The 22298-nt window shown below is 70.5% G+C and carries 20 protein-coding genes; all 20 read right to left on the bottom strand.

What is annotated here, in order from left to right; all coding sequences use genetic code 11:
• Nucleotides 1-4: 4 nt before the first annotated feature.
• The gene (gene atpA / locus ACGH7X_RS26750) at nucleotides 5-1594 is read right to left on the bottom strand and encodes a F0F1 ATP synthase subunit alpha (RefSeq protein ID WP_399889001.1); all 1590 of its coding nucleotides are present in this window, start codon (nucleotides 1592-1594) and stop codon (nucleotides 5-7) included.
• Nucleotides 1595-1773: 179 nt separating this feature from the next.
• The gene (locus ACGH7X_RS26745; RefSeq protein ID WP_399888998.1) at nucleotides 1774-2589 is read right to left on the bottom strand and encodes a F0F1 ATP synthase subunit delta; all 816 of its coding nucleotides are present in this window, start codon (nucleotides 2587-2589) and stop codon (nucleotides 1774-1776) included.
• Nucleotides 2586-3140 (bottom strand): F0F1 ATP synthase subunit B, encoded by a 555-nt coding sequence (locus ACGH7X_RS26740; protein WP_399888995.1) that lies wholly within the window; start codon nucleotides 3138-3140, stop codon nucleotides 2586-2588. The genes ACGH7X_RS26745 and ACGH7X_RS26740 overlap by 4 nt, the downstream gene beginning before the upstream one ends.
• Nucleotides 3141-3181: 41 nt before the next feature.
• Complete coding sequence (gene atpE, locus ACGH7X_RS26735) at nucleotides 3182-3412, bottom strand: ATP synthase F0 subunit C (RefSeq protein ID WP_399888991.1); 231 nt, start codon at nucleotides 3410-3412, stop codon at nucleotides 3182-3184.
• Between the two features lie 77 nt (nucleotides 3413-3489).
• Nucleotides 3490-4326, bottom strand: coding sequence for a F0F1 ATP synthase subunit A (atpB, locus tag ACGH7X_RS26730; RefSeq protein WP_399888988.1), 837 nt, complete (start codon nucleotides 4324-4326; stop codon nucleotides 3490-3492).
• Nucleotides 4327-4536: 210 nt separating this feature from the next.
• On the bottom strand, nucleotides 4537-4971 hold the full coding sequence (locus ACGH7X_RS26725; RefSeq protein WP_399888985.1) for a hypothetical protein: 435 nt from the start codon (nucleotides 4969-4971) through the stop codon (nucleotides 4537-4539).
• A 291-nt stretch (nucleotides 4972-5262) separates the two neighbouring features.
• Nucleotides 5263-6576 carry an MraY family glycosyltransferase gene (locus ACGH7X_RS26720; RefSeq protein ID WP_399888982.1) on the bottom strand — a complete coding sequence of 438 codons (1314 nt, stop codon included), beginning with the start codon at nucleotides 6574-6576 and terminating at the stop codon, nucleotides 5263-5265.
• A 130-nt stretch (nucleotides 6577-6706) separates the two neighbouring features.
• Nucleotides 6707-7963: a serine hydroxymethyltransferase gene (gene glyA, locus ACGH7X_RS26715; RefSeq protein WP_399888979.1), complete on the bottom strand. Its 1257-nt coding sequence runs from the start codon at nucleotides 7961-7963 to the stop codon at nucleotides 6707-6709.
• 81 nt (nucleotides 7964-8044) lie between these two features.
• Nucleotides 8045-8725, bottom strand: coding sequence for a protein-tyrosine-phosphatase (locus ACGH7X_RS26710; RefSeq protein WP_399888976.1), 681 nt, complete (start codon nucleotides 8723-8725; stop codon nucleotides 8045-8047).
• Entirely contained in the window at nucleotides 8722-9369 is a 648-nt protein-coding gene (locus ACGH7X_RS26705; protein WP_399888974.1) for an L-threonylcarbamoyladenylate synthase, read from the bottom strand. Before ACGH7X_RS26705 ends, ACGH7X_RS26710 begins: the two co-directional genes overlap by 4 nt.
• 50 nt (nucleotides 9370-9419) lie before the next feature.
• The gene (gene prmC, locus ACGH7X_RS26700; protein WP_399888971.1) at nucleotides 9420-10259 is read right to left on the bottom strand and encodes a peptide chain release factor N(5)-glutamine methyltransferase; all 840 of its coding nucleotides are present in this window, start codon (nucleotides 10257-10259) and stop codon (nucleotides 9420-9422) included.
• Nucleotides 10260-10330: 71 nt separating this feature from the next.
• Entirely contained in the window at nucleotides 10331-11407 is a 1077-nt protein-coding gene (gene prfA / locus ACGH7X_RS26695; RefSeq protein ID WP_399888968.1) for a peptide chain release factor 1, read from the bottom strand.
• Nucleotides 11408-11515: 108 nt separating this feature from the next.
• Nucleotides 11516-11737, bottom strand: coding sequence for a 50S ribosomal protein L31 (rpmE, locus tag ACGH7X_RS26690; RefSeq protein WP_217166588.1), 222 nt, complete (start codon nucleotides 11735-11737; stop codon nucleotides 11516-11518).
• 124 nt (nucleotides 11738-11861) lie between these two features.
• Complete coding sequence (locus tag ACGH7X_RS26685; RefSeq protein WP_399888964.1) at nucleotides 11862-13010, bottom strand: LCP family protein; 1149 nt, start codon at nucleotides 13008-13010, stop codon at nucleotides 11862-11864.
• A gap of 376 nt (nucleotides 13011-13386) precedes the next feature.
• The gene (gene rho / locus ACGH7X_RS26680) at nucleotides 13387-15528 is read right to left on the bottom strand and encodes a transcription termination factor Rho (RefSeq protein ID WP_399888960.1); all 2142 of its coding nucleotides are present in this window, start codon (nucleotides 15526-15528) and stop codon (nucleotides 13387-13389) included.
• A 430-nt stretch (nucleotides 15529-15958) separates the two neighbouring features.
• Complete coding sequence (gene thrB / locus ACGH7X_RS26675; protein ID WP_399888956.1) at nucleotides 15959-16888, bottom strand: homoserine kinase; 930 nt, start codon at nucleotides 16886-16888, stop codon at nucleotides 15959-15961.
• Between the two features lie 328 nt (nucleotides 16889-17216).
• Nucleotides 17217-18275 carry a threonine synthase gene (gene thrC, locus ACGH7X_RS26670; protein ID WP_399888953.1) on the bottom strand — a complete coding sequence of 353 codons (1059 nt, stop codon included), beginning with the start codon at nucleotides 18273-18275 and terminating at the stop codon, nucleotides 17217-17219.
• A 6-nt stretch (nucleotides 18276-18281) separates the two neighbouring features.
• Nucleotides 18282-19574: a homoserine dehydrogenase gene (locus tag ACGH7X_RS26665; protein WP_399888949.1), complete on the bottom strand. Its 1293-nt coding sequence runs from the start codon at nucleotides 19572-19574 to the stop codon at nucleotides 18282-18284.
• A gap of 176 nt (nucleotides 19575-19750) precedes the next feature.
• Entirely contained in the window at nucleotides 19751-21142 is a 1392-nt protein-coding gene (gene lysA / locus ACGH7X_RS26660) for a diaminopimelate decarboxylase (RefSeq protein WP_399888946.1), read from the bottom strand.
• An 18-nt stretch (nucleotides 21143-21160) separates the two neighbouring features.
• Nucleotides 21161-22267, bottom strand: a complete 1107-nt coding sequence (gene nrtL / locus ACGH7X_RS26655; RefSeq protein WP_399888943.1) for an ArgS-related anticodon-binding protein NrtL — start codon at nucleotides 22265-22267, stop codon at nucleotides 21161-21163.
• Nucleotides 22268-22298: the final 31 nt, after the last annotated feature.

The following is a 22298-nucleotide window of genomic DNA, read 5'->3' as shown; positions in this document are numbered from 1 at the left end:
TACGTCACTTGGCGGCGGACGGGGCGTCCTCGCCGAGCAGCTTGCCGTCGCTCGTCTCGAACTGCTTCTTGAACGCCGTGATCGCCTCGGCGATGGCCTGCAGGGTGTCGTCGGACATCTTGCCGCCCTCGCGGATGGAGGTCATGAGGCCCTGCTCCTGGCGGTGCAGGTACTCGAGCAGCTCCTTCTCGAAGCGGCGGATGTCGGCGACCGGCACCTCGTCCATCTTGCCGGTGGTGCCGGCCCAGACGGAGACGACCTGGTCCTCGGTGGCCATCGGCTGGTACTGGTCCTGCTTCAGCAGCTCGACCATGCGCTGACCGCGCTCCAGCTGCGACTTCGACGCGGCGTCCAGGTCGGAACCGAAGGCGGCGAACGCCTCCAGCTCGCGGAACTGGGCGAGGTCCACGCGGAGCCGGCCGGAGACCTGCTTCATGGCCTTGTGCTGGGCGGAGCCACCGACGCGGGAGACCGAGATGCCGACGTTCAGGGCCGGACGCTGACCGGCGTTGAACAGGTCGGACTCCAGGAAGCACTGGCCGTCGGTGATGGAGATGACGTTGGTCGGGATGAACGCCGACACGTCGTTGGCCTTGGTCTCGACGATCGGCAGACCGGTCATCGAGCCGGCGCCCTCGGCGTCGTTGAGCTTCGCGCAGCGCTCCAGCAGACGGGAGTGCAGGTAGAAGACGTCACCCGGGTAGGCCTCACGGCCCGGCGGGCGGCGCAGCAGCAGCGACACGGCGCGGTAGGCGTCGGCCTGCTTCGAGAGGTCGTCGAAGATGATCAGGACGTGCTTGCCCTCGTACATCCACTGCTGGCCGATGGCCGAGCCGGTGTACGGCGCCAGGTACTTGAAGCCGGCCGGGTCGGACGCCGGGGCGGCCACGATGGTCGTGTACTCCAGCGCGCCGTTCTCCTCCAGTGCGCCGCGCACGGACGCGATGGTGGAGCCCTTCTGGCCGATGGCGACGTAGATGCAGCGGACCTGCTTGTTCGGGTCGCCGGTGCGCCAGTTGTCACGCTGGTTGATGATCGTGTCGACGGCCAGGGCGGTCTTGCCGGTCTGGCGGTCGCCGATGATCAGCTGGCGCTGACCACGGCCGATCGGGGTCATGGCGTCGACGGCCTTGTAGCCCGTCTCCATCGGCTCGTGCACCGACTTGCGCTGCATGACCGTGGGGGCCTGCAGTTCGAGGGCGCGGCGGCCCTCGGTCTCGATCTCGCCGAGGCCGTCGATCGGGTTGCCGAGGGGGTCGACGACGCGGCCGAGGTAGCCCTCGCCCACGGCGACCGACAGGACCTCACCGGTGCGGGTGACCGGCTGGCCCTCCTCGATACCGCTGAACTCACCGAGGACGACGCAACCGATCTCGCGCTCCTCGAGGTTGAGGGCGAGGCCGAGGGTGCCGTCCTCGAACTTCAGCAGTTCGTTGGCCATGGCCGAGGGGAGACCCTCGACCTTCGCGATGCCGTCGCCGGCAAGGGTGACCGTACCGACCTCCTCGCGCGAGGCCGCGTCCGGCTTGTACGACTGGACGAAGTTCTCCAGCGCGTCCCGGATCTCCTCCGGCCGGATCGTGAGCTCCGCCATCTGAGTTCCCTGCTCTCCTTGTTGGGCCCGAAGTTTCACTTGGGGGGTATTCCACGAGTCGGGGACTCCCCCCAATAAGAGGTGAATCCTCTGCACGGCCCAACCAGGGCCGTCGTAAGTACGTACTGCTACTGCTACTGCTTGCTGTGCTTTTGTCGCTGCTGTTGTCGCGCGGGGCGTCAGCTCGCCATGCGGCGGCCGGCGTCCTCCAGGCGGTCCGCGATGGAGCCGTTGATGACCTCGTCACCGACCTGCACCCGGATCCCTCCGACGACCTCGGGGTCCACGTCGAGATTGAGGTGCATCGGGCGGCCGTAGACCTTCGCGAGAGCGGCGCCGAGGCGCTGCTTCTGCGTGTCGCTCAGCGGCACCGCCGAGGTGACGACGGCGACCATCCGGTCCCGCCGGTCGGCGGCGAGCTTGGACAGGGATTCGAGTCCCGACTCCAGGCTACGTCCCCGCGGCGCGGTGACAAGACGGGTGACCAGACGCTCGGTGGTCCGGTCCGCCCGGCCGCCGAGCAGGCTGCGCAGCAGCTCGCCCTTGGCCGAGGTGGTGGCCGACCGGTTGGTGAGCGCGGCGCGCAGCTCGGTGGTGGAGGAGACGATCCGGCCGAACCGGAACAGCTCGTCCTCCACGTTGTCGAGCCGGCCCGCCTTCTGGGCGGCGGTCAGGTCGGCGGTGTTCGCCAGCTCCTCCAGTGCGTCCACCAGGTCGCGGGACTGCGACCAGCGGGCGCGCACCATGCCGGCCACCACGTCGACGGCGGTGCCGCTGACCTGGGTGCCGAGGAGGCGCTGGGCGAGTTCGGCCTTGGCCTCGCCGGACTGCGCCGGGTCGGTGAGGACCCGACGCAGCGACACCTCGCGGTGGAGCAGCGCGGTGACGGCGGCCAGCTCGTCGGCGAGCGAGCCGGCGTCCACGGACGTGGAGTCCGTCAGCGCGTCGAGACGCTCACGTGCGGCGGCAAGGGCCTCGCGGCTCGCTCCGTTCATCGCGTGGCCTCGGCCTTCGTCGCCTTGTCGTCCAGCTCGTCCAGGAAGCGGTCGATGACGCGGCTCTGGCGGGCGTGGTCCTCGAGGGACTCGCCGACCAGCTTGCCGGCCAGCTCGGTGGCCAGCTTGCCGACGTCCTGGCGCAGCGCGGACGCGGCGGCCTTGCGGTCGGCCTGGATCTGGGCGTGACCGGCGGCGATGATCTCCTCACGCTGCCGCTGTCCTTCCGCGCGCATCTCGGCGATGAGCGTGGCGCCCTGCTCCTGCGCCTCCTGGCGCAGTCGCGCGGCCTCGTGACGGGCCTCGGCGAGCTGGGCCTTGTACTGCTCGAGGACGCTCTGGGCCTCGGTCTGCGCGGCCTCGGCCTTCTCGATACCGCCCTCGATGGCCTCGCGGCGCTCTTCCAGAACCTTGTTGATGTTCGGGAGGAGCTTCTTGGCGAGGAAGCCGAAGACGATGACGAAGGCGATCAGGCCGATGACGAGCTCGGGGATCGGCGGGATGAGGGGATTTTCCATCTCCTCGGCCGCGATCTGAAGCATCGGGCTCATGGGTTTGCCTTTCGTCTAGTCGGCTGGTCTGGGATCAGCGATCAGTAGCCGTAGACGAACGGCATGACCAGACCGATCAGGGCGAGCGCCTCACAGAAGGCGAAGCCCAGGATCTGGTTGGCGCGGATCAGGCCGGCCGCCTCGGGCTGACGGGCCAGGGCCTGGGTGCCGTTGCCGAAGATGATGCCGACGCCGACGCCGGGACCGATGGCAGCGAGGCCGTAACCGATGGAACCGAGGGAACCTTCGACGGCAGCAAGGGTCTGGTTCATGCCAGTTTTTCCTTTTCTTTACGGACCGGTGGGGGTTGGCCACCGGACGATCAGTGGGGTTCGCAGGCGCGCTTGACTCAGTGGTGCTCGGCCATGGCGCCCTGGATGTAGGTGCACGTCAGCAGGACGAACACGTACGCCTGCAGAGCCTGGATGAACAGCTCGAAGGCGGTCATCACCACGGTCATGATGAACGAGACGCCCGCGTAGGCGATGCCGATGCCGTTCAGCAGGTACCAGCTGGCGATCGTGAAGAGCAGCAGCAGGGTGTGACCCGCGAACATGTTCGCGAAGAGTCGCACGGCGTGGGTGAAGGGCCGGATCAGGATGTTCGAGAAGAACTCGATCAGCATGGCCAGCGGCAGCACCGGGCCGAGCGACTTGTCGTAGCCGGTGACGTTCTTGAAGAAGCCGACGAATCCCTGACGCTTGAAGGTCAGCGAGATCCAGGTGACGTAGACGATCGCGGCGAGCACGGCCGGGTAGGCGATGATCGAGGTGACCGGGAACTGGGCGACCGGAATGATCGACCAGAGGTTCATCATCCAGACGAAGAAGAAGAGCGAGACGACGAGCGGAACGTACTTCTCGCCTTCCTTCTTGCCGATGGTCTCGTAGACGACCCCGCGCCGGATGAAGTCGTATCCCGCCTCGGCAACCATCTGGAGCTTGCCGGGGACGACCTTCGGCTTGCGGAAGGCCGCCCAGAAGAACCCGACGATGACGATCGAACCGAGCAGCGCCAGCAGCATCGGCTTGTTGAAGTACAAGTTGCTGTCGTGGTCGCCCCACAGGGGCTCGAACAGGAACGAGTGCAGGCCGGGAGAAGGGAAGCCACAGCCGTCAAAGATGTGGCAGTCGGTCTCGAAGGCGAGCACCTGCGTCGGGTCAGCACTCACCGCGGGCTCCTTCATCGTGGCGCATGGGTACGGCAACCTCGTTGTGTCGGCGCGGCGCGGAGCCGCAGTTCGGCACGGGACTGGTGTTACGGATGTGGGGGCGGCTGTGGGGCATCTCGCCTCGCGATTGAGCAGGCGTCAGCTCGTATGCCCGCGCCCGCGATGCCGCAGTTGGCACCGGACGATAGCAGGACTTCGGATGCCTCTTTATCCCGGCCCTACCCCTCACGACGAGTGGCCCGTCTTTTCGGGCTTTTCGCCCGACGATTCGGGTTCGACGTAGAGAATCTTGGACTTCATGTGGGCGCGCGTCTGGGCCGCGATCCAGGCAAGGGTGCCGGCGACCAGGGTGAGCGCGAAGGCCCGGGGATTGAACAGCGTCGTGTTCTTGAACGCGGCGACGAAGACGAACAGCAGAAGAATCTGTGCCGCGTAGAGCATCAGGCCCATCGCCTGGAAGAGGTGCGGAAGCGATTTGGCGGTGCGCTGCAGGATGTAGAGGCCGAGCCCCATGAAGAGAATCACCACCAGCGTTCCCACCACGGCTCCGACCGCCCCCTTGCCGCCGGCGACCACGGCGCTGACGGCGGCGGCGACGGCGCCGACGGCAGCGGTGGGTACGGCAGCCTGAAGCAGGATCCGGACGTCATTGGACGGCATGGCGGCAACTCCGCTTTCAACACACAGGGGGCAGGTGTCGTCATGGACGAGCGTAGTCCCGGGTCGGACGGGGTCCTCACGTCCAAGAGACCGTCGCACTACGGTCCTTGGGCTCTACCCGGTGATTACTCGTGAACCGTATCACAAACTATTTGATGAGGTCTTTACCTGTGGGTGTGCTCGCTGTCACACATGAGAGTGACGGCGCGCGTTTGTGCAATTACTGCACCCAGTTGTCTGGTAATGGGGTATTTCGTTCCACCACGAGTTGGCAATGCTCTAGTCAGATTCTTACCTTGCCCGCGAACGGGGCCCGACGGCGGTGGCCCCGTTGACACCCGAGGCCCCCACGGTGACGGGCACCCTCTCCTCGTCCTCGTCCTCGCCCGCGTCCGCCGCGGCCTCCTGCGCGGCCTCGTCGCCTGCGGCGGCCGCCCGGCGGCGCCGGTAGCGGGGCGGCACGACGCGCTCGGCCCAGCGCGGGGCGCGCGGAGTGAAGCGCGGCAGCAGGAGCAGGACAAGACCGATCGCGCTGAGGAAGACGACGCCGAGCACGATCCACATGGACGCGGCGTTCACGGAGTAGGCGAGGGCGCCGAACGCGATCAGCGCGGAGAAGAAGTACATGATCAGCACCGCGCGGCTGTGCGAGTGCCCGATCTCCAGCAGCCGGTGGTGCAGGTGCCCCCGGTCCGCGGCGAACGGCGACTGGCCGCGCCAGGTGCGCCGGACGATCGCCAGGATCAGGTCGGCGGCCGGGATGGCGATGATGGTCAGCGGCATCAGCAGCGGGATGTAGACCGGCACCATCTGGTGCACCGCGTTGCGCTCGGAACCGGAGAACAGCTTCATCACGTCCGGGTCGACCTGCCCGGTGACCGAGATCGCGCCGGCCGCCAGCACCAGGCCGATCAGCATCGAGCCGGAGTCGCCCATGAAGATCCGGGCGGGGTGCATGTTGTGCGGCAGGAAGCCCAGGCACATGCCCATCAGGATGGCCGCGAACAGCGAGGCGGGAGCCGCGGCCTCGATGCCGTACGAGTACCAGATGCGGTAGGCGTACATGAAGAACGCCGCCGCCGCGATGCACACCATGCCCGCCGCGAGTCCGTCGAGGCCGTCCACGAAGTTGACGGCGTTGATGGTGATGACGACCAGCGCCACCGTCAGCAGGGTGCCCTGCCACTGGGTGAGCGCCACCGTGCCGATGCCCGGCAGCGGGATCCACAGGATGGTCAGACCCTGCACCACCATCACGCCGGCGGCGATCATCTGGCCGCCCAGCTTGATCAGGGCGTCGATCTCGAACTTGTCGTCCAGGACGCCGATCAGCCAGATCAGGGCCGCCCCGGACAGCAGGGCCCGCGGCTCGTTGGACTTCTCGAAGACCTCACTGAGGTTGGTGAGGTGGTCGGCGACCAGCAGGCCCGCGCACAGCCCGAAGAACATCGCGATCCCGCCGAGCCGCGGAGTGGGCTCCCGGTGCACGTCACGTGCCCGGATCTCCGGCATCGCCCCCGCCACGATCGCGAACTTCCGTACCGGCCCAGTCAGCAGATACGTCACCGCGGCCGTGACGCAGAGCGTCAGCAGGTATTCACGCACGGGCTTCCCCACAGGTCTCGCTTGGCGTCCTCAGCCCCACACCCTAGCGATGCGCGCATATGGTTGAGGACTTCCGGGTAGCGACGATGGTTGCACGTGTGGCTGTGCACGCGTGTGCGCCTACCCCGCCTCAGTCCGGATACGGCGGGAACTGCGCGACCAGATCCCGTACGTCGTCCCGGGCCGCGGCCGGGTCCGTGTCACCGCGGAGCACGGCCGCGAGCAGTGTGGCCACCGCCCGCATCTCCCGCTCCCCCATGCCCTGCGTGGTGACGGCGGCGGTGCCCAGGCGCAGCCCCCGCGCGTCCGCGTGCGGCAGTGCGCAGCAGTCCAGGACGATCCCGGCCGCCGCGAGCCGGCCCCGCGCGGTCCTGCCGTCGACGCCGAGCGGGGCCGGGTCCGCGGTGAGCAGGTGTGTGTCGGTGCCGCCGGTGGTGAGGACCAGGCCCTCGGCGGCCAGGTGGGCGGCCAGGGTGCGGGCGTTGGCGACCACCTGGTGGGCGTACGCGGCGAAGGCCCCGGTGGCCGCCTCCCCGAAGGCGACGGCCTTGGCGGCGATGGTGTGCATCTGCGCCCCGCCCTGCGTGAACGGGAAGACGGCGCGGTCCACCCGCTCGGCCAGTTCGCTCCCGCACAGCACCATGCCGCCGCGCGGCCCGCGCAGCACCTTGTGCGTGGTGGCGCAGACGATGTCGGCGTACGGCACCGGACTGGGGGCCGCTCCCCCGGCGACCAGCCCGATCGGGTGGGCGGCGTCCGCGATGAGGTAGGCGCCCACCTCGTCGGCGACGTCGCGGAAGAAGGCGTAGTCGAGGTGGCGGGGGTAGGCGATCGAGCCGCACACGATCGCCTTGGGGCGGCGCGCGCGGGCCAGGGTGCGCACCTGGTCGTGGTCGACGAGCCCGGTCTCCGCGTCCACGCCGTAGCCGACGAAGTCGAACCAGCGGCCGGAGAAGTTGGCCGGCGAGCCGTGCGTGAGGTGACCGCCGTAGGGCAGGCCGAGGGCGAGGACGGTGTCGCCGGGGCGCAGCAGGGCCGCGTAGGCGGCCAGTACGGCGGAGGAGCCGGAGTGGGACTGCACGTTGGCGTGCTCGGCGCCGAAGAGGTCCTGGGCGCGCTCCACGGCGAGCCGCTCGGCGACGTCGACGATCTCGCAGCCGCCGTGGTGCCGGGCGCCCGGGTAGCCCTCGGCGTACTTGTTGGCCAGCGGGGAGCCGAGGGCGGCCAGCACGGCGGGGGACGTGAAGTTCTCGGCGGCGATCAGCTGGAGGGTCGTCGACTGCCGGCGGCGTTCGGCGAACAGGATCTCGGCCAGCTCGGGGTCCTGGCGCAGCAGGTCTCCCAGCGGGCTGTCATCGGTCTGGGGGACGTCGTGGGTGACCGACATGGTGCGCTCCGGGCGTGCGTCGACGGTGACGTAGCACCAATGTAGGCCCCACGTCGGCGATGCGCTCGGCCGTCGCGCCGCTCACGTCCGGGTGGGTACCCCCGTCAGGGCGGTCACCACCGGATCCAGCGCCTGGTGTATCTCGTCCCCGATCGACCGGAAGAACGTCAGCGGCGCCCCGTACGGGTCGTACACCTCGTCCGCCTCCACCGTGGGCGCGAGGAGCCACCCGCGCAGCGCGGCGGCCGCGCGGACCAGGGCGCGCGCACGGATGACCAGGCCGTCCTCCAGGGGCGGCAGGGTCGCGGGGTCGATGGCGTTCACCAGGCGGGTGAACTCCTTGAGGGTGAAGGTGCGCAGGCCCGCCGAGTGGCCCATGGAGATGACCTGCGCCCGGTGGTCGCGGGTGGCGGTGAGCACCAGGTCCGCGCGGATCACGTGCTCGTCGAGCAGTTCGCGTCCGGTGAAGCCGGCGGCGTCCGCGCCGAAGTCCGCGAGGACCGCCTCGGCGTTCGCCTCCATGGGCGCGCCCTCGTGGCCCCAGGTGCCGGCGCTCTCCACGATCAGGCCGCCGCCCAGGATGCCGAGCCGCTCCGTCACGAAATGCCGGGTCAACCGCTCGGTGATGGGCGAGCGGCAGACGTTGCCGGTGCTGACGTGGAGGATGCGGAAGCTGTCGCGCGGGAGCCCGACGAAGGTCGTCGTGAGTTCCGCGGCACGTTCCCCGTTGCCTATGCCACGCCCCGTCTCAGGGGCCGTCAATTCGCCACCTCGAGGTCGGGTACCACCTTGCGCAGCTCCTCGGCCGACAACGCGCCCGCGCGCAGCAGCACGGGCACCTCGCGGGTGACGTCGACGATGGACGACGGGACGTTGCCGGGGGTGGGGCCGCCGTCGAGGTAGACGGAGACGGAGTCGCCGAGCATCTGCTGGGCCGCGTCGCAGTCCTCGGGCGCGGGGTGGCCGGTCAGGTTGGCCGAGGAGACGGCCATCGGGCCGACCTCGGTGAGCAGCTCGATGGCGACGGGGTGCAGCGGCATGCGGACGGCGACCGTGCCGCGGGTCTCGCCGAGGTCCCACTGGAGGGACGGCTGGTGCCTGGCGACCAGCGTCAGCGCGCCCGGCCAGAAGGCGTCGACGAGCTCCCAGGCCAGCTCGGAGAAGTCCGTGACCAGGCCGTGCAGGGTGTTGGGCGAGCCGATGAGGACGGGCGTGGGCATGTTGCGGCCGCGGCCCTTGGCCTCGAGCAGGTCACCGACGGCCTCCGGGGTGAAGGCGTCGGCGCCGATGCCGTACACGGTGTCCGTCGGCAGCACCACCAGTTCGCCCCGGCGGACGGCGGACGCGGCCTCGCGCAGACCGGTCACTCGGTCGGTCGCGTCGTTGGTGTCGTATCGCCGTGCCATTTAGCGGGCCTCCTCGTACACGTACTGCGGGGTGAAAGTCGGGGCGGTGCTCACGGCAGTGCCTTGCGGGCCGTCGCGAAACGAGGTCTGTTGTTGAGGTCGGGGTGGTCGGCCGCGTCGGCCCAGCCCCGCTCCTCGGTGAAGATCCACGGCACCTGGCCGCCCTGGGTGTCGGCGTGCTCGACGACGACCACGCCGCCGGGACGCAGCAGGCGGTGGGCGGTGCGTTCCAGGCCGCGGATCAGGTCGAGCCCGTCCTCGCCGGAGAACAGGGCCAGCTCGGGATCGTGGTCGCGGGCCTCGGGGGCGACGTACTCCCACTCGGTGAGCGGGATGTACGGCGGGTTGGAGACCACCAGGTCGACGTGGCCGTCGAGGTCGGGGAAGGCCGCCAGGGCGTCTCCCTGGCGCAGGTCGACCCTGGACCCCTCCATGTTCTTGCGCGTCCACTTGAGGGCGTCCTCGGACAGCTCCACGGCGTGCACGCGCGAGCGCGGCACCTCCTGGGCCAGCGCGAGCGCGATGGCGCCCGAGCCGGTGCACAGGTCGACGATGCAGGGCTCGACGACGTCCATGGCGCGTACCGCGTCTATGGCCCAGCCGACGACGGACTCGGTCTCGGGGCGGGGCACGAAGACGCCGGGGCCGACCTGGAGCTCCAGGTAGCGGAAGTAGGCACGGCCGGTGATGTGCTGGAGCGGCTCGCGTGCCTCGCGGCGGGCGACGACCTCCCAGTAGCGGGCGTCGAAGTCCGCGTCCGGCACGGTGTGCAGCTCGCCCCGCTTGACGCCGTGCAGGTACGCGGCGAGTTCCTCCGCGTCGGTGCGCGGCGAGGGCACGCCGGCGTCGGCCAGCCGCTGGGTGGCCTGGGCCACCTCCGTGAGCAGCACGCTGCGGGGGTTCGGGGGGCGTCCCCCGTGATGTTGCTGCACGCTGGTCCTCCGAGCTGTCGTACGGGGGCTTACGCGGCGGCGAGCTTCGCGGCCGAGTCCGCGTCGACGCAGGCCTGGATCACCGGGTCGAGCTCGCCGTCCAGGACCTGGTCCAGGTTGTACGCCTTGAAGCCGACGCGGTGGTCCGAGATGCGGTTCTCCGGGAAGTTGTACGTACGGATCTTCTCGGAGCGGTCGACGGTGCGGACCTGGCTGCGCCGGGCGTCCGCGGCCTCCTTCTCCGCCTCCTCCTGCGCCGCCGCGAGCAGCCTGGAGCGCAGGATACGCATCGCCTGCTCCTTGTTCTGCAGCTGGCTCTTCTCGTTCTGGCAGGAGGCGACGACTCCGGTGGGAATGTGCGTGATGCGCACGGCGGAGTCGGTGGTGTTGACGGACTGGCCGCCGGGCCCGGAGGAGCGGTAGACGTCGATGCGCAGGTCGCCCGGGTTGATCTCGACGTCGATCTCCTCGGCCTCGGGCGTGACCAGCACGCCGGCCGCGGAGGTGTGGATCCGGCCCTGGGACTCGGTCGCGGGCACGCGCTGCACGCGGTGCACGCCGCCCTCGTACTTCAGCCGCGCCCAGACGCCCTGGCCGGGCTCGGTGGCACCCTGGCCGCCCTTGGTCTTCACGGCGACCTGGACGTCCTTGTAGCCGCCCAGCTCGGACTCGGTGGAGTCGATGATCTCGGTCTTCCAGCCGATCCGTTCCGCGTAGCGCAGGTACATGCGCAGCAGGTCGCCGGCGAAGAGCGCCGACTCGTCGCCGCCGGCGCCGGCCTTGATCTCGAGGATGACGTCCTTGTCGTCGCTGGGGTCGCGCGGGACGAGCAGCAGGCGCAGCTTCTCGGTGAGTTCCTCGCGCCGCTTCTCCAGTTCCTTGACCTCGGCGGCGAAGTCCGGGTCGTCGGCGGCGAACTCGCGGGCGGTCTCGGCGTCCTCCCCGGTCTGCTTCCAGGAGCGGTACGTGGCGATGATCGGGGTGAGCTCGGCGTAACGCTTGTTCAGCTTGCGCGCGTTGGCCTGGTCGGAGTGGACCGACGGGTCGGCGAGCTTCTTCTCCAGGTCGGCGTGCTCGGCGACGAGTTCCTCGACGGCCTCGAACATCTTGGGCTCCTGCTACTGCTTGGGAAAGGGGAAGGCGGGCGACCAAAAACGCCGGTCCCGGCGCTCCCCTGGTGGGGATGCGGCCGTGGACCGGCGATTGGGGGCTCGCTACTTCTTGGAGCCGGCGGCCTTGCCGAAGCGGGCCTCGAAGCGGGCCACACGGCCACCGGTGTCGAGGATCTTCTGCTTGCCCGTGTAGAACGGGTGGCACTCCGAGCAGACCTCGGCCCGGACGGTGCCGGACGCGATGGTGCTGCGGGTGGTGAACGACGCGCCACAGGTGCAGCTGACCTGCGTCTCGATGTACTCGGGGTGGATGTCGCGCTTCAAGGTGTCTCCTACTGTTCCGGGAGGGCGCCGGGTCGCAGCCGCGGGATGCGGGAGCGTGAACCGGAGCCGACGTACCAGTCTGCCAGGACTGGGGCCATCCCCCAAAACCGGGGGCCGTCGTGATCTATTCCCCGGCGTCGACCACGCCCTTGGCCTCGCCGGTGGCGGTGCCCTCGGTGGCCGACTTCGGGATCGGGCGGTCGTTCTTCAGGGCCGTCCAGACCTGCTCGGACTTGGTCTTCTCCACCAGGACCCGGTTGGCGTCGGCGGGGTCGTAGATCACCGGCATGGTGACCATGTGCATCTTGTCCGGGCCGATGCCCTTGAGGCCGCTCGCGAAGGACATCAGGGAGTTCACCGAGCCCAGGTCGGAGTCGGTGGTCACGGTCTTGGTGGCGGTGTCCGCGATGTCGTACAGCTTCTTGGGGTTGCCGAGCAGGCCCACGTCCTTGACCTGGTCGACCAGGGCCTTGACGAAGGCCTGCTGGAGCTGGATGCGGCCGAGGTCGGAGCCGTCGCCGACGCCGTGCCGGGTGCGGACCAGGCCGAGGGCCTGCTCGCCGTCGAGCCGGTGGGTGCCGGCCGTGAGGTCGAGGTGGCTGTCGGGGTCCTTGATGTCCTCGGTGGTGGTGACCCGCACGCCGCCGAGGTCGTCGATGAGGTTCTGGAAGCCGCTGAAGTCGACCTCGAGGTAGTGGTCCATGCGCAGACCGCTGACGGACTCGACGGTCTTCACGGCGCAGGCGGCGCCACCGGTGGAGTAGGCGGAGTTGAACATCACGCCCTCGGCGGCCGGGTGCTCGCCGCCGTCGGTGTCGGTGCAGTCGGGGCGGTCGATGAGGGTGTCGCGCGGGATGGAGACCACGCTGGCCTTCTTGTGGCCCTTGTAGACGTGCACGACCATCGCGGTGTCCGAGCGGGCGGTGCCGTCGTCCGTGCCGCCGCCGAGCTTCTTGTTGCCGCCGGAGCGGGTGTCCGAGCCCAGGACCAGGATGTTCTCGGAGCCGTTGTCGGCCTTGTCGGGCCGGTCGGCGCCGAGTGCCTGGTCGATGTCGACGCTCGTGAGGTTCCCGTTGAGCTTGAAGTAGAGGACCCCGGCGCCGGTGCCGCCCAGGACCACGATGCCCGCGGCGCTCCAGGCCGCGACGAGCAGCGCCTTGCGCCGCTTGGCGCGGGGCCTGCGGCGGCGGCCCTTGCCCCGGCGGCGGGATCCGTCGGTCGCGGACTCCCCCGGGCCGGGTATCGCGGGATCGGGCGTGCTCTCGGCGGACATGTGCTCCTCAGGTGTTCGTCCGGTCGGTTACCCCCTGCGCTCAGGGTCGGGTCGCTGGCTCCGGCGGGTTCGTGCCGGTACCTCACCATCGTCCCTCCGTAGCTGAGACGGCGGAACTCGGGACAGGGTTGCACAACGGTCTGTGACCGACGCGTGGCGTGCCGGGCACGGAGAGTCGCCGAACCGGCCGCCAATTACGCGTTCACCTGCGGATTCAGCCGAAGCCGTGGTGGCTGCCGAACCCGCCGCCGATCTGCACCGGTGTGGCGAAGGTCGCGATAGTGCGCTTGCGGGCGCGGACACGCGTGCGCGGACACCGCACAGGGCCGCCCCCGTCACCGGTGTGACGGGGGCGGCCCTGTGCGGTGCGAAGACGTCAGTCGCCGTTGCCGGGCGTCGGGGTCGTCTTCTGGATCTGCATCAGGAACTCGGCGTTCGACTTGGTCTGCTTCATCTTGTCGAGGAGCAGCTCGATCGCCTGCTGCTGGTCGAGGGCGTGCAGCACCCGGCGCAGCTTCCAGGTGATGGCCAGCTCCTCGCTGCCGAGCAGGATCTCCTCCTTGCGGGTGCCGGACGCGTCGACGTCCACCGCCGGGAAGATGCGCTTGTCGGCGAGCTTCCGGTCGAGCTTCAGCTCGGCGTTGCCGGTGCCCTTGAACTCCTCGAAGATGACCTCGTCCATGCGGGACCCGGTGTCCACCAGCGCGGTGGCGAGGATGGTCAGCGAACCGCCGTCCTCGATGTTGCGGGCCGCACCGAAGAAGCGCTTCGGCGGGTACAGGGCGGTCGAGTCGACACCACCGGACAGGATGCGGCCGGAGGCCGGGGCGGCGAGGTTGTACGCACGGCCCAGACGCGTGATCGAGTCGAGCAGTACGACGACGTCGTGACCCAGCTCCACCAGACGCTTGGCGCGCTCGATGGCCAGCTCGGCGACCGTGGTGTGGTCCTCGGCCGGGCGGTCGAAGGTCGAGGAGATGACCTCGCCCTTCACCGACCGCTGCATGTCGGTGACCTCTTCCGGACGCTCGTCGACCAGGACGACCATCAGGTGGCACTCGGGGTTGTTGTGCGTGATCGCGTTGGCGATCGCCTGCATGATCATGGTCTTGCCGGTCTTCGGCGGGGCCACGATCAGACCGCGCTGCCCCTTACCGATGGGCGCGACCAGGTCGATGATGCGGGTGGTGAGGACGCCGGGGTCCGTCTCCAGGCGGAGGCGGTCCTGCGGGTACAGCGGCGTCAGCTTGTTGAACTCCGGGCGTCCGCGCCCGGATTCGGGCGCCATGCCGTTCTGGGAGTCCAGGCGGACCAGCGCGTTGAACTTCTCGCGGCGCTCGCCGTCCTTGGGCTGGCGCACGGCACCGGTGATGTGGTCGCCCTTGCGCAGGCCGTTCTTGCGGACCTGGGCGAGGGAGACGTACACGTCGTTGGGGCCCGGCAGGTAGCCGGAGGTCCGGATGAACGCGTAGTTGTCGAGGATGTCGAGGATGCCGGCGACCGGGATGAGGACGTCGTCCTCGTTGATCTGCGGCTCCTGGATCTCGTCGCGTCCGCGACGGCCCCGGCGGTCCCGGTAACGGCCGCGGCGGCCGCGGCGGCCGCTCCCGTCGTCGTCGTAACCGTCGTCGTGCTGCTGCTGACGGTCCTGGCGGCCGCCGCCCTGCTGCTGGCGCTGCTGGCCGCCGCCCTGGTTCTGCTGGTCGTCGCCCTTGTTGCGGCGGTCGCGGTCGCGTCCGCGGTCACCGCGATCGCCACGGTCACCGCGATCGCTACGGTCACCGCGATCGCTGCGGTCGCCACGGTCACCGCGGTCGCCACGGTCCCGGCGGTCTCGACGGCGGCCCTCGCCGCCGTCGCCGTCGGAACGGGCGTCGCCCTGGCCCTGCTGGTTGCCCTGCGACTGCTGCTGGGCCGACGCGTCGGTCTTCGACTCGCCGCGGGTCTCGACGGCCACCGTCTCGGTGGCGGCGGACGGGCTGCCCGCGTCTGCGGTGGCCCGGCGACGACGACGCTCGGAGGGGGCGTCCTCACCGGGAGCGCCGGCCTGCTCGGCCGAGGCGTTGACCTTGGGAGACGGCTGACCGGGGATCTCGATCTGCTGCTGGGCGGCGGCCTTGTCGGCGGCCGCCTTGTCCGCCTTCTTGTCGACCTTGCCGGCCTTCTCCGCCTTCTCGGCGGGTGCCTCGTCGCCCGTACGGGTCCGGGAGGTGCTGCGGCGCTTCGGCTTGGTCTCGCCCGCGCCGTCCGCGGCGGCGGGCGCGGCCTTGGCGGGGGCTCCCCCCGCGGCCTGCGCCTCCTTGATGACCTCGATCAGCTGGCTCTTGCGCATCCGCGCGGTGCCCCTGATACCGAGGCCGGATGCGACCTGCTGCAACTCGGCCAGCACCATGCCCTCGAGGCCGGTACCGCGGCGCCGCCGGGAGCCGGCACCGCTGGCAGGCGCGGAGGCGTCCGTGGCGGGCGCGGCAGCGGTCTCCTCGACACGTGCGCCCATCAGATCGGTGGTGTCGCTCACGAAGGGTCCTTCCCTGGAGCGGACGTCGGCCTGTCTGGCTCGGCGACCGGTTGTGCTGTCCGGCTTCGGTCCTTGCTGTGTGAACCGTGCCGGGGCGGTGGTCCGCCTGAACGGCGGAAGAGATATCTGGTGATGGCGCTTCCCCCAGCCGTGGCACCCAGTGTCTGTGTCAGGCGGAGTGGTCGCACCGGTTCCGAAGCTCCCCCAGAGGGGGTAACCCCACCGGCGGGCCGCTCAGTGCCCGTGTCGGCCGTACTGATCACGTACGACGTCCACTGCACAATGCGGCTTGGGGGGCTCCCGGAAGAATGTCTGTCCCGGACGGGGACACGAGGCACCTCGCCATGGTGGGGTCGGGTGCAGACTTGAGGTTAACACTACCGGATCCAACAAACATTCCCCCTCTCGAAATCCGGCAACCGTCCGCGTCTTAAATGTCGCCGGAGGTCGCCAGCGGCAGGACACTCGCGCCCTGCTGGTCCAGGCTGAGCCGGTTGGCCGCCCAGTCCGTTCCGGCCAGCGCCTCGACCTTGTCGGCCGTGTCGGCGTCGGCCAGTGCCATCACCGTGGGTCCGGCACCCGAGATCACCGCGGGGATGCCGTCGCCGCGCAGCCGTTCCACCAGTGCCGCGCTCTCCGGCATGGCCGGCGCGCGGTACTCCTGGTGCAGGCGGTCCTCGGTGGCCGGCAGCAGCAGCTCGGGGCGCCTGGTGAGCGCCTCCACGAGCAGTGCGGCGCGGCCCGCGTTGGCGGCGGCGTCCACGTGCGGGACGCTGCGCGGGAGCAGTCCCCGCGCGGTCTGGGTCAGTACCGGCTTTCCGGGCACGAAAACCACCGGAACGATGGAATCGCGGGGCTCCATCCTGATCGCCCGGGCGGCCCCGGAATCCATCCAGGACAGGGTGAAGCCGCCCAGCAGACAGGCCGCCACATTGTCGGGGTGGCCCTCGATCTCGGTGGCGAGGTCGAGCACCGCGGCGTCGTCGAGGCGGGCCTCGCCGCCTATGGTCACCGCGCGCGCGGCGACGATGCCGGCGCAGATGGCTGCGGAGGAGGAGCCGAGGCCGCGGCCGTGCGGGATGCGGTTGGCGCAGACGATCTCCAGGCCGCGCGGCTGCCCGCCCAGGAGGTCGAAGGCGGTGCGCAGGGAGCGGACGAGGAGGTGCTTCTCGTCGCGCGGCAGCGTCTCGCTGCCCTCCCCCGCGATGTCGATGTGCAGCCCGGAGTCGGCCACCCGGACGACCACGTCGTCGTACAGACCCAGCGCGAGGCCGAGGGCGTCGAAGCCCGGGCCGAGATTGGCGCTGGTGGCGGGGACGCGCACCCTGACGGCGGCGGCGCGGAACGCTGGACCGGCCATCGCTCGATGACTCTCCTTGAGCTGCGTGATTGTCGAATGACATTCGATGACGTACGGAACCCTGGGGCTCGCCGCTGCCTGCCCAACGGCCCACCGCTGCCGACCGCGCTTGCGGCCGCCATTCGACCGCGGAGACGGCGCGGCACCGCGGCATATGCGGCAGGCGGGTTCGGTACAGCCTATCGAAGGAAGGTTCTGTGGCGACATAGGGCGCACAGGAGGCGCACGATGCGTGTCGTAAGCCCCCTGTGCACCCCCCATACGTGACTTTCCCGGCTGCGCGTCGCTTACGCCCCCATACGCTGGGCGCGTTGCACGGCCGCACCGCTCAGATCAGGCCGAGCCGCTCGGCCGCCGTCGCCGCGTCGACCGGCACCGTGACCGGCTGCGGGGCGCCGGCGACGGCCCAGTCCGGGTCCTTGAGACCGTTGCCGGTGACGGTGCACACGATGCGCTGCCCCGGGTCCACCCTGCCCTGCTCGGCGGCCTTCAGCAGACCGGCCACCGACGCGGCGGACGCGGGCTCCACGAAGACGCCCTCCTGGGAGGCCAACAGCCGGTAGGCGCGCAGGATCTCACGGTCCGTCACCTCGTCGATGGCACCGCCCGACTCGTCCCGCGCGGCGATCGCGAAGTCCCACGACGCCGGGTTGCCGATCCGGATGGCGGTGGCGATGGTCGACGGGTCCTTGACGACCTCGCCGCGCACGATCGGGGCGCTGCCGGAGGCCTGGAACCCCCACATGCGGGGCGTCCTCGTGCTGACCTTGTCGGCGGCGTACTCCTTGTAACCCTTCCAGTACGCGGTGATGTTGCCCGCGTTGCCGACCGGCAGGACGTGGATGTCGGGCGCGTCGCCGAGCATGTCCACGATCTCGAAGGCGGCCGTCTTCTGTCCCTCGATACGCACCGGGTTGACCGAATTGACCAGTGCGACGGGGTAGTTGTCGCTGAGCGCGCGGGCGAGCGTGAGGCAGTCGTCGAAGTTTCCGTCGACCTGGAGGATCTTCGCGCCGTGCACGAGGGCCTGGCCCATCTTGCCGAGCGCGATCTTGCCCTGCGGCACGAGGACGGCGGAGACCATCCCCGCGCGCACGCCGTAGGCGGCGGCACTCGCGGAGGTGTTGCCGGTGGACGCGCAGATGACGGCCTGCGCACCCTCCTCCTTCGCCTTGCTGATGGCCATGGTCATGCCGCGGTCCTTGAAGGACCCGGTCGGGTTCGCCCCCTCGACCTTGAGGTGGACCTCGCAGCCCGTGCGCTCGGAGAGCACCTGCGCGGGCACGAGCGGCGTGCCGCCCTCGCGGAGCGTCACGACGGGCGTGCTGTCGGAGACGGGCAGCCTGTCCCGGTACTCCTCGATGATTCCGCGCCACTGGTGGGTCATTGCTGATTACTCTCCTTCAACCCGCATGATGCTGGCGACACCCCGCACGGTGTCGAGCTTGCGCAGCGCCTCGACGGTACCGCCGAGGGCGGCGTCGGACGCGCGATGGGTGACGACGACGAGGGATGCCTCGCCGTCCTTGCCGGACTGCCGCACGGTGTCGATGGAGACACCGTGCTCCGCGAACACGGTCGCGACCTGGGCGAGCACACCCGGTTTGTCGGCCACGTCGAGGCTGATGTGGTAGCGCGTGACGACCTCGCCCATCGGCGAGACGGGCAGCGCGGCGTACGCGGACTCGCCGGGTCCGGTCGCGCCGCCCAGCCGGTTGCGGCAGACGGCCACCAGGTCGCCGAGTACGGCGGAGGCGGTCGGCGCACCGCCGGCGCCGGGCCCGTAGAACATGAGCTGCCCGGCGGCGTCGGACTCGACGAAGACGGCGTTGTAGGCCTCGCGCACACTGGCCAGCGGATGGCTGAGCGGGATCATCGCCGGATGCACGCGCGCGGTGACCGACGCCCCGTCCGCGGCCCGCTCGCAGATGGCGAGGAGCTTGATGGTGCAGCCCATCTCCTTGGCGGAGGCGAAGTCGGCGGCGGTGACCTCGGTCATGCCCTCGCGGTAGACGTCGTCGAGGCGCACGCGCGTGTGGAAGGCGATCCCGGCGAGGATGGCGGCCTTGGCGGCGGCGTCGAAGCCCTCGACGTCGGCGGTCGGGTCGGCCTCCGCGTAACCGAGGGCGGTGGCCTCGTCGAGCGCCTCCTGATACCCGGCGCCAGTCGTGTCCATCGCATCGAGGATGAAGTTGGTCGTCCCGTTGACGATGCCGAGCACCCGGTTGACCTTGTCGCCGGCGAGGGACTCGCGCAGCGGCCGGATCAGCGGGATGGCACCCGCGACGGCCGCCTCGTAGTACAGGTCCTTGCCCTGCTCGCCGGCGGCGGCGTGCAGGGCGGCCCCGTCCTGCGCGATGAGCGCCTTGTTGGCGGACACCACGGACGCGCCGTGCTCGAAGGCGGTGGTGATGAGCGTCCGGGCGGGCTCGATCCCCCCGATCACCTCCACCACGACGTCGATGTCCCCGCGCTTGACGAGCGCGGTGGCGTCGGTGGTCACGAGGGCGGGATCGATCCCTTCCCGCACCTTGTCGGGCCGCCGTACGGCCACGCCCGCGAGCTCCACCGGGGCCCCGATCCGGGCGGCGAGGTCGTCGGCGTGCGTCGTCATGATGCGCGCCACCTCTGAGCCGACTACTCCACAGCCCAGCAGCGCCACCTTCAGCGGACGCGTACGCATCATCCGACCTCGTTTCCTCATACCGTCTACGGTTGGACCAGTCTCACGCACCGGACGGGATTTTCTGCCTTTCGTCCGGATCGTGAGACGTTTATTTCATTTTCGGAAGGGGTGCGAGCCGAAAGATCTCCGCCCGCACCCGACTCGCTCGTCCCCACCCTCTCGTCATCCCCCGGGCGTCACCCGACGTCGAGACGGAGCAGATCCTCCTCCGTCTCACGCCGGACGACGACCCGCGCCGCACCGTCCCGCACGGAGACCACCGGCGGCCGCAGCACGTGGTTGTAGTTGCTGGCCATGGAACGGCAGTACGCCCCGGTCGCGGGTACGGCGATGAGGTCACCGGGTGCCAGGTCGCCCGGCAGGAAGGCGTCCTTGACCACGATGTCCCCGCTCTCGCAGTGCTTGCCGACCACGCGCACGAGCATCGGCTCGGCGTCGGAGGTGCGGGAGGCGAGGGCGACGCTGTACTCGGCGTCGTACAGCGCGGTCCGGATGTTGTCCGACATCCCGCCGTCCACGGAGACGTACGTCCGCAGCCCGTCGAGGGGCTTGACGGTGCCGACCTCGTACAGCGTGAAGGCGGTGGGCCCGACGATGGCCCGCCCGGGCTCGACGGAGATACGAGGCGTCCGCAGCCGCGCGCCCTCGCACTCCCGCGTCACGATCTCGGTCAGCGCCTTGGCGATCTCGTGCGGCTCGCGGGGGTCGTCGTCGCTCGTGTACGCGATGCCCAGCCCACCCCCCAGGTCGATCTCGGGCAGCTCGACCCCGTGCTCGTCGCGGATGTCCTTGAGCAGCCCGACGACACGGTGCGCGGCGACCTCGAACCCCGACATGTCGAAGATCTGCGAGCCGATGTGGGAGTGGATCCCGATGACCTCGAGCCCGTCGAGCTGCAGGGCCCGCCGCACGGCTTCGGCCGCCTGCCCGCCGGCCAGCGGAATCCCGAACTTCTGGTCCTCGTGGGCGGTGGCGATGAACTCGTGCGTGTGCGCCTCGACCCCGACGGTGATCCGGATCTGCACCCGCTGCCGCTTGCCGAGCGACTGGGCGATGTGCGCGACCCGCACGATCTCCTGGAAGGAGTCGAGCACGATCCGCCCGACCCCGGCACGGACGGCGCGCTCGATCTCCTCCGGCGACTTGTTGTTGCCGTGGAAGGCGATGCGCTCGGCGGGCATCCCGGCGGACAGGGCGGTGGCCAGCTCACCCCCGGAACACACATCCAGGTTCAGCCCCTCCTCGTCCAGCCACCGCACGACGGCCCGCGACAGGAAGGCCTTGCCCGCGTAGAAGACGTCGGCGTCGGTCCCGAAAGCGGTGCGCCAGGCGCGCGCCCGGTCCCGGAAGTCGGCCTCGTCGAGGATGTAGGCGGGGGTGCCGTACTCCTCGGCGAGCTGGGTGACGGGCAGCCCGCCGACGGTGACGACCCCGTCCGCGTCCCGCCCGACGGTGTGGGCCCACACCTTGGGATCGAGGGCGTTCAGGTCGTCCGCAGGGGCGGCGTAATGCCCCTCGGGAAGGACATCGGCGTGACGGGGCCCGGCGGGGTGTGCGGAACGGCTCATGGCGTCTTCTGTGCTCTCTCAGAGGTGGTCGGGTGCGTCGATACCGAGGAGGGACAGGCCGCCGGCCAGCACCGCCCCGACGGCTTCGGCGAGGGCCAGCCGGGCTCGGTGGGCGGCCGAGGGTTTCTCCCCACCGCGCGGCAGCACGGTGAGCAGGAAGGGCAGCGCGGCGTCGGCGACGACGACGAGGTGCCGGGCGAGCCGGTCGGGGGCACGGTGGGCCGCGGCGGCGGCGAGGACGCGGGGGTGGTCGGCGAGGCGGGTGAGGATGTCCTGCTCGGCGACGGTCGCGGTGGCGGTGGCGGTCGCGATCCCGGGCTCGGTGGCCGTCGCGGTCCCCGGCCCGGCGACGGTCACGGTGCCAGGCTCGGCGGCGAATCCGAGATCGGCGGCGTTGCGGGTGAGGGCGCGGGTGCGGGCATGGGCGTACCGCACCCGGAAGAGCGGGTTGCTCTCGCGCTGGACGAGATGCTCCTCGCCGATCCGGGGCCGGTCGTGGGCGGCGGGGTGGAGCAGCGCCCAGCGGCCGGCGTCACGGCCGAGGGGCAGGGGGTCGGCCGGGGCGGGCACGGGCCGGACGTTGACGGGCAGCTCGGCGGGCGCGGGGCCGGCCGCGTCGACACGCACACCGAGGGCGGTGGTCCACGCGGGGTCGAAGGCCTCGGCGGTGACCCGCACCAGGGCACCCTGGGAGCGCAGGACGCGGGCGGCCACCTCGGCGACGACCACGGCACGGAGGTCGTGCGGGCAGTGCAGTTGCACGATGCGGCCGTCGGGCCCGTCGGCGTACCCGTACCGGTGCCCGCGTCGCAGTATCTCGGCGACGAGCCCGCCCTGGGCGGCGCGATCGAGGCTGATGTTGAGGAACCCTGGACCGGTGAGGACGACGTCGGCGATGCCGTCGGCGCCGACGAGATGGGGCCGCAGCACCTCGGCCACCCGAAGCGGCGGCTGCCCGGCCGACCGGGCGAGCTGGAGGGCGATGCCGGTGGCGTAGTCGCCGCACCCCCCGGGCCCCGGCCGCGTGACCACGGCCCGCGCCGGCACGGCCACGCTCAGCTCCCCCGTGTCGACGGCGCGACGCACCGCGTGCAGCACGGTGCGGGAGAGCTCTACGGGGGTCACGGGTCAAGCGTATGGGAGGAGGGGGGTGGGT

It is taken from the genome of Streptomyces sp. BBFR51 (assembly GCF_044591655.1).
GTDB lineage: Bacteria > Actinomycetota > Actinomycetes > Streptomycetales > Streptomycetaceae > Streptomyces.
Note: the sequence above shows the minus strand (reverse complement) of the source record. Positions and strands in the feature narration are given on the sequence as shown.

Coding starts and splice junctions, on each gene's coding strand:
- atpA (WP_399889001.1), bottom strand. CDS start 1,594: ATGGCGGAGCTCACGATCCGGCCGGAGGAGATCCGGGACGCGCTGGAG.
- ACGH7X_RS26745 (WP_399888998.1), bottom strand. CDS start 2,589: ATGAACGGAGCGAGCCGCGAGGCCCTTGCCGCCGCACGTGAGCGTCTC.
- ACGH7X_RS26740 (WP_399888995.1), bottom strand. CDS start 3,140: ATGAGCCCGATGCTTCAGATCGCGGCCGAGGAGATGGAAAATCCCCTC.
- atpE (WP_399888991.1), bottom strand. CDS start 3,412: ATGAACCAGACCCTTGCTGCCGTCGAAGGTTCCCTCGGTTCCATCGGT.
- atpB (WP_399888988.1), bottom strand. CDS start 4,326: ATGAAGGAGCCCGCGGTGAGTGCTGACCCGACGCAGGTGCTCGCCTTC.
- ACGH7X_RS26725 (WP_399888985.1), bottom strand. CDS start 4,971: ATGCCGTCCAATGACGTCCGGATCCTGCTTCAGGCTGCCGTACCCACC.
- glyA (WP_399888979.1), bottom strand. CDS start 7,963: ATGTCGGTCACCCACGACGTCCCCCAGACCGATGACAGCCCGCTGGGA.
- ACGH7X_RS26705 (WP_399888974.1), bottom strand. CDS start 9,369: ATGGCACGGCGATACGACACCAACGACGCGACCGACCGAGTGACCGGT.
- prfA (WP_399888968.1), bottom strand. CDS start 11,407: ATGTTCGAGGCCGTCGAGGAACTCGTCGCCGAGCACGCCGACCTGGAG.
- ACGH7X_RS26685 (WP_399888964.1), bottom strand. CDS start 13,010: ATGTCCGCCGAGAGCACGCCCGATCCCGCGATACCCGGCCCGGGGGAG.
- thrB (WP_399888956.1), bottom strand. CDS start 16,888: ATGGCCGGTCCAGCGTTCCGCGCCGCCGCCGTCAGGGTGCGCGTCCCC.
- thrC (WP_399888953.1), bottom strand. CDS start 18,275: ATGACCCACCAGTGGCGCGGAATCATCGAGGAGTACCGGGACAGGCTG.
- ACGH7X_RS26665 (WP_399888949.1), bottom strand. CDS start 19,574: ATGATGCGTACGCGTCCGCTGAAGGTGGCGCTGCTGGGCTGTGGAGTA.
- lysA (WP_399888946.1), bottom strand. CDS start 21,142: ATGAGCCGTTCCGCACACCCCGCCGGGCCCCGTCACGCCGATGTCCTT.